Consider the following 13,154-nt stretch of genomic DNA (forward strand, 5'->3'; position numbering starts at 1 on the left):
TGAAAAATTTCAGGTTTGTTGAAAAAAGTGGCAATAGCTTGGCAAAAAGAAAAATTCGCAGTATCAAAAAGCGGTGAGATAACTAGTATCATAAGTGAGAGTCGTTGTAATTTTATAGGCCGGCATTGCATTAATCTGCTTTCTTACCTGGCCTAAATTCAAGCTAAAGCTAATCAGAATATTCCTAAATTTCCAATATGTAAAAATTATGAACTTTTATTGTGAAGAAATCTCTTTTGAAGAAAGGCAAACACCCGATTGCTTTATTGGACAAAATTTGCGAATCAAGAAATTCACTACGGAAAACAAAGTTTTCCATAAGCTGTAGATTATGATCTTTGAAACAACCCAAGACCATCCAGATTGTGCTTATCCCGACACAACCAATGCTAAAATAAAGCACGAACTGCCCAACAAATCCATAGAAAAACCGCTGTGCTCAGTTCCATCGTTGAATCTTCCGATGACGCCATTATCACCAAAAGCCTGAAAGTAATACATTTCATCCTGGCTTTGGGCGGGATGTAAAAAGCAATAAAATCGAGCGTGCAATGACCTTTTTGAAAACTGCCCGGGCAAGTCCACATATCCCACAAAAGATTACTCATTACATGCCTATATTGGAATGCCTATTTTCTTCCGACTCAAATGAGGTAGTTCAGAAAGTATCGGAAAGGACAGCATATTATATTGGCACAACTAAAGCATATCGCATAGATATTTTCAAGACCATTAAGGGCTCGTACGATGCCCGTTCAAAATTCGTAGATGGTCAAAGCGTCAGGACAAACTATACAAAATTATCCGAGCAGGCTATGTCAAAGGATAATATTGTTAGAAAGGTATTGACAAAGTTGATTGAACAAGATGATAAAATATTTCTCGGTAAAGAAAATGAATTAAACAAATATCTTATTGAGCTGATATTTAACCAGAATGTTTGTAAACATATTCAAGTGTTATAACTCAAAAAAAAGGTCTTATCCGTCCATAACCTTACAGTTCTAATTGTCTAAATGATTCAATAAGTTATCTCATTAACACACAATTTGGTTACCTTTATATAAATAACTAAAATGCATTAGTTTCTTAAACCACCTATTGATGGCTCTCAAACTCATCTCCGTTGTCAATGGCAACACACCTGAAGAAGAATATGTACGTATCCAAGTTTCAGCAGATATCAATATCCAGGGATACGCACTAGTGGATCGCAGTTTCGATGAAAATGGAATTCTCTCAAATGATTCAGGCACATCTATGTCTTTCACAAGCTCGCAGTTGAGAAGGGGGATTGGATCAGGCTTTACTCCTGTCCGGGCAAATACAAAAGCACGATTAACACTGGAAAAACGACGAATCACTATTTGTATTGGGGCTCTAAAACCTGTATCTGGAACAATAATGGACAGGATATTGCCAGTTCAGTCAAAGTCGAGATGGTCAATAGCGTTCAAGTACCAAAACCCTAAACTAAGAAATGAAACAGACAGAAAAATTGGATGATATTTTAAGAAATGCCTATGCTGGTTATCTGGATCTCAAAAGTATGGGCTATTTCGGTATAAACGAATTGTTGGCAGAAGCCGGGGTTGAGGTGTCTTTTGAGGAAAACTTCGCACTTGGAAAAAGACTCGAAAGAGAAAGATTGGTCAAGCTGATCGGTAGCAAGGATAGTGTATCGATAAAACTTACCAGTAACGGCCTTGAATATTGTGAGAGCGAATCCCAACCAAGCATACCGCTTATCCAGATTACAAACAACCATATTACCAACAGTCCCCAGGCAAACCTTATCAGCGGATTTACCGGCATTACTATTACACAGGATGATACCATTAAAGGATTCACAGAAGCGCTTAAAAAAATAGAATCACAGGTCACAGGCTCTGGCAGCATAGCTGAAGCTACCAAGGTCCTCGCTCTGGAAAGGGTTGATAAAATCATTGGTTATACAGAAGCCAGGAACGAAATTCCAAAGCGCGGACTAACTGATCTCATCGGCATGGCGGGCGACCTTTCATCCGTTGCCTCACTCATACTGTCATTGAAATCTTTCATCTCAGGCCTTTAATCCCCAAAACATACGCCATGGCCAAAACCTATGAAGAACTGCAAAAGGAAATCGATGAAAAATTCGAGCATGAAAACGAAGAAAAATACTTGGCCATTCTTGCAAAGACCAATCCTACCATAGATGAGCTTTGGCTACTTCCAGAGGAAAGGTTCCAGGAGTGGCGCAGCAAAAACGATTATCCCAGACTGATCCAATCTTTCAACGAAAACAAGCCAAATTTTCTAAGATGGAAAAATGAGTTCGGGCTGACAGACGAAGAACTTGCTTCTTGCAGATTTTCTGAATTTCTCAGGCAGGCCGATTTTAAGCCTACCGAAACTTGTTTATATTATATGGAGCAGACCTTTGATGGCAAAAAGAGAAAAATAGTCGCCCATGCCGACCTTTCTAAAAAACCCGCCATGTTTCCAAAACAGGGTGAGGCCTATATAACTATCAAGACATTCCTTTCCTATGAGGACTGGTGCCATAAGCACAAGCTCAAATTTGATCTGTTCAACATAACCCAAAGACAGGCACCGGAACATAAAATGGAAAGAGTCTGGCTGGACACTGGGTTTGAACTGCTAAAAATGGGTGGCTCAAGGCCACCTATCAACGGCTTTGGTGTATTGTTAAGGGGAAAACACCTAGACTTTGTCAATGTCTGCGGGTTGGAGCTCACAGGTACCATTTATTCAGGGCAAGAGGGAAATCTCAACTTTTCCTACTGCGCGGTGGACAACCTCAAATGCAATAACCTCAAGGAATCTCCCGGTCCTTTTTTCTTTAACTGTACGCTGGAGAACCTCAGTATCGAGAATTCAACTATCAATAGCTGGAGCTTCTGGCAGTGCGACCTACAGGGGGACATCAAGGATTCAAAGCTGCAGAACGTACGCATTTATGGCGGCACCTTCAATCCTTATATCAAGGAAACAAAATTCACTAACGTAACAGCTACCCACCAGGGCACAAGACATGAATATTTTGGACAGGCCTACATCCTGCTCAAAAAAGCATATTATGACCAGGGAGACGATGATCTTGCCGGGGAATATTATATCAGGGAAAAAGAATATGAAAGAGAAAAATCAAAGGGTTGGAACTACTTCACCAAATCCTTAAGCTACTACTATTGGGGATATGGTAAAAAGCCACAGTATGTGATTTACTTTGCGATCGCAACTATCATTATCTGCGCCGGACTGTATCTCACAAATCCATCAAACATCCACCCCGTCAAACAGGAGAAAAGTATTTTGGATATGCTTTACTTCAGTACGGTGACCTTCACCACTCTGGGCTATGGAGATATGAGCCCTATGGGATGGCTGCGGCTTGTTGCTCTCACGGAGGCGTTTTCCGGCGCATTGACAATCGGTTTTTTAGTGGCAGGTTTTTCCAGATCCAAATACTAAATAAGAAGATAAATTCAATCGAATATTTTGTAACCCGCTCAATTGATGTTTATCTTACCTCATTGCCATCGGCACATACGCATCCCCTTCCTCAATCCTTTTATTTACCATCCTTGCCATTTCATCCAAAAACCTGGTCTTCGACATCGATTTCCTTCTTTTTATCTCGGTAAACCTTCTGAAATACCTTGACAGATTAATCTGGAAACACTGCTCAAAAACATCCATCAAGTCCGACAGATCCACTTCCCCGTCATTCACCTGCCTGCAATCAAAAATGCCGTAAACCAGCTCTATCAAATTACAGCTGTCCCCAGTCCACCGAAGTTCCCTGCCCTTTTTCGAGCGAACCACGCCAGTACCACCAAGCGAAGGCACTTCCATTTCTGAAAGCACAATTTCACGCAGCTTTTCCAGTGCCATAAACTTTGAAAACAGATAATCGCCCACCGTCGAGAACGAGGGATCCAAAGCTGGCAAATCCCCACCGATCAAACCAACTTCCTCTGCTCCACGTACGAAATAAAGACTATCCAGCTCTACAGCCCCCATCCTGTAATATTGGTACAAAAACTCATGCTGGTGAAAAAACCTGGAGATATAGTCCAGTTGCCCCTCATAGAAACGCTCCCTCGATTTGCCCGACCGAAGCGGCCTCGCATTTTCAAAACCATACCGCTCCGCTGAAAGCACCAACAGCGAATAAAACTTCGGCTTGACTGCCTTAAAAAACTCGACCTCTTCCGACTGTGACCCGAAGCCCGAAGCACCAACCACATCCTTTAATTTGTTAAGCGCCAACCTCACCGCCGCAAGTTCACCGCGCATCCGCTCCAAAGCGGGCATCTCGATAAAATTCTCCATTTCCCTCTCGAGCCCCGATAAAAGCCCCTGAAATTTCTTTTCCATAATCCTGAAGTTTAAATTTAAAATGACAACATGGGAGCACCAAAAAGAAGATATGGCAGATCATTACAAAACTTCTGGAATAAATAAACCGTCAGTTCTTCGTTAAAAAGACAAGTAGCTTCCGACAGGACAATATTAGCCAGGTAAATGAACTAAAAAGTTGATTCGTGACACAATCGACAACCCTTGCAGAAACTAAATAGTCAAGAAGCAGACTTCCTAGGAACATGGGCCTTATCACCCCGCTCTCAGCCCATTACAGGCGAGGGTAAACCAAGAGGCCAAACCAGAAATTTTTAGACGAAAATATTTATGCCCCAGCTAGGGGAAACCTCGTAAAGACGCTACTTTATCTGAAGCGGATCCCTGAGGGCATATTTCCCTCTGGATGAACATGGGAAAGAGTGTACCACCTGGTTTATTGGAAAGGGAGACCTTATGACCTCCACATACAGTTTTTTCACCCAAAAGCCTGCCCACGAGTATATAGTGGTACTACAGGATTGTAAGCTGCAGTCTTTAAGCTGGAATGAGCTCAACGCACATTATGCCGACTTCCCGCAAGGCAACCCTATCGGCAGGATCGTTACACAAAAGTACTACATCATGACCGAGGAAAGGTCCATCTTCCCGCGCACCCAGACGGCCGAACTCCGCTACAATCTGTTGCTTGACCAGCACCCCGATATTGAGCAGCAGACCGCTCAAAACAACATCGCCTCCTACTTGGGAATAAGCAGGAAAACCCTCAGTAGGATCAGGCGAAGAAAACTCCAGATGTGTCACAAGACACAACATGCATCATCCGCCCAACCCATTTCCCACTAAACATTAGCGCCATGAAGACAAAAACCCCAATCATAATGGCCGAACTTTTTATCATTTCGGCCTGTCAAAAAGTACCCCTATTTGATATAAAAGAAACAAAGTCCATTACAGCAAGCACATCCGATATGACCATTGAGGAGGCAAAAGCTTCCATTAAGAACCTGAATAGCGATGGCGTCCAATCCTTAAAAAAATAGTGCTCAATTAGGAATTGGCCAAAAGCGAACACACAAAAATGGGCAACAAATGGAGCATCACTGGATAAACCACAGGCGGTTGTCCCCCATGTCGCCAAAGATTAAATTTGCATTAAATCATTAACTACTTGCTATTATAAATTTGGCGATATGGGGTCAAATAAATTGGATTTCCCATGCAGCTACAAAAATCAAATATTGTTTTTAAAGAAACTTAACTTTAGAAATAACTATTTGTTTTTGTTAAATTCACGCGAGCGCCAGTGGGGGGAGATTATCTGCTTGGCGAAGGTCGGAACGCCAGCTATGACAAAGAAATAGCAAGCGTATCAACGAACTCGAGAACCTCACCGAGAACGAAAAGAACCAAGTCTTCAGCTATACGTACCTTTTATATGGGACTTTAAGAGATTAAAAAAGCATACGCACATTAAAAATCCCAGTTTTTTAGGGCTAGGCTTTTGTTTGATCAATTTGTTACAAACGGCACGTTTGCACCAGCAAAGGGGTCGGTCTGCTACTTTTATCTTAACGCCTTCCCTTTTATTTCATCACTTTGTTTATAATATGTAGGTATTTCTATGATGTCTTCATAAAAATGTCTTTCAAAATAACTATCAAGTTTAAAATAATCACTGATTTTTTTTTCTTCATCTTTTAATAGGGCCATAGCTATTTTAGTATTAACGATTTCCGCACCGATCGCTCCCAATGTTTCAAGATGTTTTACGTTATTAAAATTAGTAGCTTTTTTTGTTGATATATCTGAATCACTAACATAATACCATATGCCAAGGTCATTTTTTTTATAATCAGGTATCCTTAGGTCCTCCTGTTTCAATTCTATTTTCCCAACGATATCCCATTTTTTTTTCTTTAGCACTTGATGTATTCCAGCGATCAGCAAGGGGCACAAAACCAAATCAAAATCAGTACTGAAAGTTTTCATTTTTTCAAGAGATCTAAAATTAAATACCCTAAGTAATGTTGGATAGTTTGAAGACTCATTTACACTGATTAGGTCTATACCAGTTGCGTAAGCAAAACCCAGATTGCTTGGTAATGGTATTTGAAACACGTCCCCAGTTATGAAAATCGATTTTTCCATTTATAGACTATTTAAATAATCATAAGCTTCATTAAAATATCTTTGTATTTGAGGATTATTCTCTCCGACACTCTTTATTTTATTCTGCAAATTTTTAATGCCTCCAGCACCGTTAATTTTTAGTTGTTCTAAGCCTCTTGCTGCTTCTTTTGTTCCAATATTTATATATTCTTCGGTTATACTTACAATCTTTCTCCGTGCTGACCAACTCTTTTAGAAAAATTTTCAGTCATACCCCAATAAGGGCACAGGAAGCTCTTCATCTATGGCTGAATTTATTTTGGCATTAAGTGCTTGAGGCGATAGGAAACTTACAGAACCATTGTACTGAGAAACCAATAACGAGGAATAGATAGATCGCCATTCACTAATATTCAAAAAATTACTATCTAATAGATTGGCACCTGTATAATTCTGTAAATTGAGAAACTCTAAACCATAATCCAACAATATGCCGGTTGTGGCCTCAGTACGGTTGAGGTGTTGGAATACCTGATTCTGCTTCGTGGCAAATTCGGAAGGAGTATCCTGTGCCCTAGAAATGGCGGACACAAATAAAAATAAAAAAATAGAGAGTATTTTCCTAAGCATTTTTGATAAGATTGAGTGTTAATTATAAAGGAATTTTTGAAAAAACATTTTGAAAAACGAAATCCGTTTTTTCAAGTGAGGTTACTGTTTTAAAACGTCAGATCAAAACGGCCATCTTGGACAGCGACAGTTTTATCACTATTCTCATGTTTGGCCTGAAAATAGAAAAGTCCAGAGACGATCTTATTACTCAAATCATATCTGGTAATAGTAATTTTACCACTCGTTGCAAAATAGTTATTAGAGGAGATTTGATATGAAGATGTGCCGTCTGCTAGAATTGGATATTCTCCTATACCTTTTAACTCCGCTATATTAAGTCCTATAGAGGAACCTTTGGGACCGCCACGAGCTATAATTTTAAGAAAGCTTCCACCCCGTTCCACTGATAGAACAGGTATCTCACTTGTCATCCTCGGCACAAAAACTGAACTGTCCACTAGGCAACCAAAAGTATAGGCTCCTCTTTGTGTAGCCTCAGGCAGTTCTAACGTATCGGATATTTTTTTTTTACAAGAAAATGTAAGGACCGCTACCAGCATAATTGGGAAGCAGATTTTAATAAAATTAATCATTTGAGCGTCATTTAGTTTGTCTTCTCCTAAGATAGGATTTTCATTAGTAGATAAAAAACTTTAAAAAAATAATTGGAGTTAGACTGGAATAATAGTATTACCAATCAACATTCCTATTATTCAAGTTGTTCATAAGAATAATAGATCGTAGCCAAATATAAGCATCGCAACTACTTTCCACATCGTCATAAAAAATAAATCAATTGGTCTGCCCTACTATCCTAAAGCTTAGCGTTAATTTTTTTTCAGCTACTTCTGAATCAAAACTTTGCCTTGGCAGCATCGACTCAACCCAAGCAATCCGGCCATTGCCATTTGCATTACTCAGCGTATCCAAAAAATGGACAATTGCGGCATAGTCACCTTTTGCCGAATAACTTTTCTGAAACAGATGGTCAAGTTCGGCTGTTGTATCCACTTTCAGTTGTTTATTGTCAGGCATAAACCCAATCTTGATCTGATGCGCAATCGCCATTCCCGAGAGTGATCTCCAAATCGTGTTCTCAGGATCATTCGAGCTAATATGGTATCCCTTTATTACGGATTGATAGAACAGAGCCTCTCGCTCGATCTGGGGGGCTACACTTGGGGAAGTGGATTGATCGTTCACACTGCGTTGAATTTCCCTATGTGGGCTGATGGCCTCAAATGGCTGTTAGAAGTTCATCCTTTTAATTCCATGATCACCTATGTATTTCCTTAAAGCGTCATGCGTCATCGAATCAATTTTGTTATAATGTTTGTTTGAGATATCTGTATAAAATTCTTCTAAAAGCTTTTTACCAAACAGTTCATCCTGGGGCTCATTTATTTTAAGACTGTTAGAGAAGCAAGATGCTAGCAACAATACTGAAAAAGTACGGCATAAAGCATCAAGCTTTTGGAGATTTTTTTTGTCATAAATTTATACTTTAGTTCTGAGAATATATAAATGTTAAGAAACATCATCTTTCTTACAATAATTATCTAATATACCTTTAAAAAATTCATCTCTTTTTGCACATTTATTATTTTAAATACGAGGTAAATTGCTGAAATATATGTCATAACAGAAAATTCTGGAGTGACGAAGATTGCAAGTGTTTTGGCATTATGATTTATTTCCAGATATCAACTTAGCAGCCCTGACTTTTATCATAACCAAGTATTGTGAGCAAGGAAAGAAAAAATTCTTCCGGGCTAGCCAGTTAATGCTAAAGCGTTTTACCGATCAGTGTTAAGCTCATCTCCAGCATAGAGGCATGTGCATCAATATTACGCTCTTTAGGAGGGGATAATTTGAGTCGCAAAACTTTTCCATTCCCCCTCGATTGCCCCAAGGTATCAAGGAAGCCCACCATATTGAAATAACCACCCTTTATTAAAAACTTTTTGATGAGTAACCCACTATCCAGGAGATTGGTGTCCGGTTCTTTATTCAACTCAGGCGAGAAACCAATTAATACCTTTTTTGATATGGCCATTCCAGATACTGCCTGCCATAACCTGTTATCTGGATCTTCTTTCCTGACTTGATATCCCTTTAACACAGCCGAATAAAAACTGTCTTTCCTGACAATCTGTGGAAAAGCGCTAAACTCAAAGTTATTTTCAACAACATTCCCACTAAGTTCTTGATGGAGCACTATTGATGAAAGTGCCTGCTTAAAAGATAGATTATAGGCCAATAACGTCACCAAGAACATCGCTAGAAATAGCAATAACCGCTTATACTTCAGGTTTATTTTATCCAACATCTCAATAATTAATCAAAAAGGTAAAAGAATAATCACCATCCTCCTCATGGTCTTGATAACGCAAAAGCTTAACCCCTTTCACCCATTTGGTCTCTTTCAATAAAAAGATCCAATTATTTACCGCCAGTAGATTATCGGTGAGGCCAGATACCTGAATCTCCGGTGATCTGGATTTTTTTACCTCTCCTGCTTTAGCCTCATCAAATGAGATAGAAGAAAGGGTAATCTGCCTAGGTTTTCCACGGCCGATCTCATTTAACAGAAAACCGTAGTTATAACCACCATTCCAATTCATGTGCTCCAATAGCTGTTCATTTTTGGCAATGTTCTGTTGCAATGAGGCAAGGTGATCACTGGAATTACTGCGCTGGCCAGCGCGCTCAGCAAGCGTAGCATTTTTTGAATTGTAATAATTATAGGCCATAAAACTGATGAGCAATAAGGCGAAAAGTGAGATTAGATAAATTAGACCCATTTTTTTTAGGTGGACTGTATCGACGTATTTTTCAAACGCATCATCAACAATCATTACATCAGCTTTGACGATTGACATATTTTCATGTAAGAAAAGCTGTAACGTACTACCATAGGCCACCATCTGTGCTAAAGGCACGGCTGTCTTTGCTACATTTATTGTCGGAATCTTTTCCAATTTTGGTGAATAATGATAGCTCAAGAACTTACCTTGATCGGATAACAGAATGTGATGTCCATCCATGTCGATCTCATTCCCATCACGCTCCGACATCTCCCAAATACCATGGCTGGCCATCCCTCCAAGCGATAGACAAATGATATTCAATCCGGCTTGGGAAAACTTTTCCAAAAGACTATCGATAGCCACCTTTCTTGCAATACTGACCACTATTGCCTGATCAGCCAAAAATTCCTGAACATAGAAATCCCTTACCTCCACCGCAGGAAAAGCCGCTCCAAAGTTATTGGCGGCTGCTGATTCATTAATAGGCAGATTTCGATGCACAATTCCCTTACCACTTATGGAAAGTGCAACAGGAAATTTTCGAGGAAGTTTTTCAAGCATCTGAACGAGATTGCCTTCAAATTGCTTGGAGGAGATCAGCTCAAGCTTATCTCCTCGTTTCTCAACTATCGAAAAGCGGCAATCATACTGGTTTTCTTCCAATATCCTAATCTCCAGACCCAGCACCTGTTCAAAGGAGGATACTTTCCACATCTAATAAAGGATTGTAGGTTTGATAAATACCAGCGTTACCACCTTGTTATTTGATTTCTCACGGCTACTAAATAGCCACTTCAATACGGGAATTCTGGATAGTATTGGGATGCCTGAACCACTTTCATTGCTCTCGGTCCGTTCTAGTCCACCCAAAACGATCATATCCTCATTTCTTGCCCTAATAATAGAACTGAACTTGCTTGTTGATTTTGGTGGTGGTGCATTCAATGGTGGACTTCCGATAAAGTCTGAAATATTCACCTTGATATTGAGCGTCACCTGATCATCTCCCGAAACAACTGGACGAATATCAATCTCGAGATTTGCATTCACTTCTGTAAACTGCTCCGTTACGACGGTCTGTGCATTGAGTGAGGGAATTACGTTCTGTGTTTTTTGACTATAATATCTTGAGCTACCGATGCTCAGATTAGCCGAATGCCCATTTAAGGTTGACAATTTCGGTACCGAGCGGATATCTACATTGCTATTGTTCTCCAAAGCACTAAGCTTTACATAAAAATTTGGGGTTACACGGCCCAAGTTCATGGAGCCGTTCTTGCCCAGTCGGGAGAGAAAGTTATTGATTGAGTTGGCCCCAAAAGTGTAATCGATCCCAGGGAGAATGGTTCCCCCCGTCCGTACACTGTCCGAAACACCTGCTGAGATACCGGTCTTGACCGTCTTCCCTTTTCTTACATCAACTAGGGTGACCTCAATCAACACCATTGGAACGATCCTGTCGATCTGTTTGATGAAGTTCTCAATCTCGCTTACCTGTGGCGCAGATCCAGAAAGTAATATGGTATTCTGTTCCCTAAATTCCTTGATCTCTACCCCTTTTTTCCATTCATTGGGAATCATCATCTGAATGGTATCCAGCGAGCGGTGCTGTAACTGCACAATTCTGTTTGAGCGAAGTCCTTCGAGTTTGCGATCTCCAATCAGATAGACCCCACCATCTTTTTTGTAGGTGTATTCAGTCCCTAGTAACAATGCAGTTAGAAAGGTATCATAATCAATATTGCTTAACCGTGTGGTTACATTTCCCTTGATCTCGGAATAGATAAAATAATTTGCACCAACCTCTATGGAGGCCGATTTCACTAAATCCAGAATCGGGGTATTTAGTGCGTCAATACTCAAGGTCCTGTTTCCCGCAGCATCTTTCTTTCCGGATAGGTTGAAGTTCCCTCCACTACCACCTTGGCTATTACTGGGCTTCATTGTCCGTTTTACTGCTGTGGCATTATCTGAATTGACATACAGCTCCTCACCCTCACCAAGGGGAGCAAAGACAAAAACTCCATCATTGGTCCTATTCATCTTGAGCTCATTGGCATAGGCCATCTTGTCCAATGCTACCTCAAATGGTGCAGTGGCGATAAAGCCAGACACCTTTTTTGAAGCCAGATTAATGGGCACCACCACATTTTTTTGGGACAACTGGCTAATCTTTCGGGCTACCATACCTAAGGAATCGTTATTGAGCTCGAAACCGAGAAAATCATTTGTTGCATTATAACTTACCCGAATATCCCTTGGTACAATCAGCGCTTTTGCTGAGGGAACCTTGGTAATCGACATGATGGAGCCGATGAGATTAATATCCAGGTCATACTCCTTGGCAACAAACAGCAGCACGTTAAGGGCCGTTTCATTTCGGAAGTTGGTATAGACCTTAAAACTGAGATTGGGATCGATATTAATGTTGAGGTTATTGGATTGCGCAAGCGCCCTTAAAAACTCCTGAGCAGATGCTCCAGACATAGAAAGCTGTACCTTTTGGTTCAGGCCTGGCACAGTGACAGCAAGGTTACGCAACCGCTCGTCGATCACCCTTAGCCGATCATTAGCTACATCATTTTGGGCAGCTGCCCTTTGTCCAACTGAAAAAATCAGGCAGACGAGCAGGGCAAGTAAAAATCGTATATTCTTATTCTTCATTAGATCGTGAGCAGTAGTGGATAGATTTCCTCAAGGGAGGTTAACCCTAGCGCAAAAAGCGCAAAGGCATTCCCAGAGAGGGTATTGATATTTTTTTCCTTTAGGATATTGTTAATGGCCATATTGCCTGAACGAATCTCTTGGGCCAAATCGGCATCGATTGGGATGACCTCATAAACAGCCTTTCGCCCCTTGTATCCGGTATAGAAACATTGCTCACATCCCTTAGCCATAAAGTGTCTCGACAATTTAATAGAGGCCTTGAACTGCCTGGGATATTGTGCTTCGTCAAACTCCTCTTCCGCTTTGCAAAAAGGACAAAGTAAGCGGATCAGTCTTTGTGCCACGGTGGTGTTTAGCATATTGGCCAATAGAAAACCGGGGATACCCATATCCATGAGCCGCGACACCGTTCCCCAAGCTGAATTGGTGTGGATCGTGGACAATACGAGGTGTCCCGTGAGTGCGGCCCTGATGGCCATGTTTGCCGTCTCGGGATCCCTGATCTCACCGACCATGATCACATCAGGATCCTGACGCAAGAAGGTCCGCAAGGTTGCTGCAAATCCAAGGCCGATGCTCTCTTTC

The 13,154-nt window shown here is 40.7% G+C and carries 15 protein-coding genes; 5 read left to right on the top strand and 10 right to left on the bottom strand.

Going from position 1 to position 13,154, the window contains the following annotated elements; translation table 11 throughout:
• Nucleotides 1–369: 369 nt before the first annotated feature.
• A complete protein-coding gene (locus tag EZ449_RS23315) occupies nucleotides 370–501 on the bottom strand; it encodes a hypothetical protein (RefSeq protein WP_262711131.1) in 132 nt (43 codons plus the stop codon).
• A gap of 110 nt (nucleotides 502–611) precedes the next feature.
• Here EZ449_RS23315 and EZ449_RS12230 point away from each other — a divergent pair, with 110 nt between their 5' ends.
• The 4 genes from EZ449_RS12230 to EZ449_RS12245 all read left to right on the top strand — a co-directional run bounded on the left by EZ449_RS12230 (nucleotide 612) and on the right by EZ449_RS12245 (nucleotide 3,477).
• Nucleotides 612–965: a hypothetical protein gene (locus EZ449_RS12230; RefSeq protein WP_131559094.1), complete on the top strand. Its 354-nt coding sequence runs from the start codon at nucleotides 612–614 to the stop codon at nucleotides 963–965.
• Between the two features lie 139 nt (nucleotides 966–1,104).
• Complete coding sequence (locus EZ449_RS12235; RefSeq protein WP_131559096.1) at nucleotides 1,105–1,506, top strand: hypothetical protein; 402 nt, start codon at nucleotides 1,105–1,107, stop codon at nucleotides 1,504–1,506.
• Complete coding sequence (locus EZ449_RS12240) at nucleotides 1,481–2,074, top strand: hypothetical protein (protein WP_131559098.1); 594 nt, start codon at nucleotides 1,481–1,483, stop codon at nucleotides 2,072–2,074. Before EZ449_RS12235 ends, EZ449_RS12240 begins: the two co-directional genes overlap by 26 nt.
• A 17-nt stretch (nucleotides 2,075–2,091) precedes the next feature.
• Nucleotides 2,092–3,477, top strand: a complete 1,386-nt coding sequence (locus EZ449_RS12245) for a potassium channel family protein (protein WP_131559100.1) — start codon at nucleotides 2,092–2,094, stop codon at nucleotides 3,475–3,477.
• A gap of 54 nt (nucleotides 3,478–3,531) precedes the next feature.
• Here the strand turns inward: EZ449_RS12245 and EZ449_RS12250 are convergent, their stop codons facing one another.
• Complete coding sequence (locus EZ449_RS12250; RefSeq protein WP_131559102.1) at nucleotides 3,532–4,386, bottom strand: RteC domain-containing protein; 855 nt, start codon at nucleotides 4,384–4,386, stop codon at nucleotides 3,532–3,534.
• Nucleotides 4,387–5,225: 839 nt separating this feature from the next.
• Here EZ449_RS12250 and EZ449_RS12255 point away from each other — a divergent pair.
• Nucleotides 5,226–5,411 (top strand): hypothetical protein, encoded by a 186-nt coding sequence (locus EZ449_RS12255; RefSeq protein WP_131559104.1) that lies wholly within the window; start codon nucleotides 5,226–5,228, stop codon nucleotides 5,409–5,411.
• Nucleotides 5,412–5,934: 523 nt separating this feature from the next.
• Here the strand turns inward: EZ449_RS12255 and EZ449_RS12260 are convergent.
• The 8 genes from EZ449_RS12260 to EZ449_RS12295 all read right to left on the bottom strand — a co-directional run.
• Nucleotides 5,935–6,519 carry an Imm26 family immunity protein gene (locus tag EZ449_RS12260; RefSeq protein WP_131559106.1) on the bottom strand — a complete coding sequence of 195 codons (585 nt, stop codon included), beginning with the start codon at nucleotides 6,517–6,519 and terminating at the stop codon, nucleotides 5,935–5,937.
• Between the two features lie 225 nt (nucleotides 6,520–6,744).
• Nucleotides 6,745–7,110 carry a hypothetical protein gene (locus EZ449_RS12265; RefSeq protein ID WP_131559109.1) on the bottom strand — a complete coding sequence of 122 codons (366 nt, stop codon included), beginning with the start codon at nucleotides 7,108–7,110 and terminating at the stop codon, nucleotides 6,745–6,747.
• 89 nt (nucleotides 7,111–7,199) lie between these two features.
• Entirely contained in the window at nucleotides 7,200–7,685 is a 486-nt protein-coding gene (locus tag EZ449_RS12270) for a DUF6252 family protein (RefSeq protein ID WP_131559111.1), read from the bottom strand.
• Nucleotides 7,686–7,884: 199 nt separating this feature from the next.
• On the bottom strand, nucleotides 7,885–8,160 hold the full coding sequence (locus tag EZ449_RS12275) for a hypothetical protein (RefSeq protein WP_165499749.1): 276 nt from the start codon (nucleotides 8,158–8,160) through the stop codon (nucleotides 7,885–7,887).
• A 718-nt stretch (nucleotides 8,161–8,878) separates the two neighbouring features.
• Nucleotides 8,879–9,421: a hypothetical protein gene (locus tag EZ449_RS12280; protein WP_131559115.1), complete on the bottom strand. Its 543-nt coding sequence runs from the start codon at nucleotides 9,419–9,421 to the stop codon at nucleotides 8,879–8,881.
• Between the two features lies 1 nt (nucleotide 9,422).
• Complete coding sequence (locus EZ449_RS12285) at nucleotides 9,423–10,616, bottom strand: hypothetical protein (protein WP_131559117.1); 1,194 nt, start codon at nucleotides 10,614–10,616, stop codon at nucleotides 9,423–9,425.
• Nucleotides 10,617–12,389 carry a type II secretion system protein GspD gene (locus EZ449_RS12290; RefSeq protein ID WP_225872298.1) on the bottom strand — a complete coding sequence of 591 codons (1,773 nt, stop codon included), beginning with the start codon at nucleotides 12,387–12,389 and terminating at the stop codon, nucleotides 10,617–10,619. It lies immediately after the preceding gene.
• A 176-nt stretch (nucleotides 12,390–12,565) separates the two neighbouring features.
• Nucleotides 12,566–13,154, bottom strand: a 589-nt coding sequence (locus EZ449_RS12295; protein ID WP_165499750.1) for a GspE/PulE family protein, incomplete at its 5' end; no start/stop codon positions are given.

This window comes from Pedobacter frigidisoli (genome assembly GCF_004331675.1).
Classification (GTDB): domain Bacteria; phylum Bacteroidota; class Bacteroidia; order Sphingobacteriales; family Sphingobacteriaceae; genus Pedobacter; species Pedobacter frigidisoli.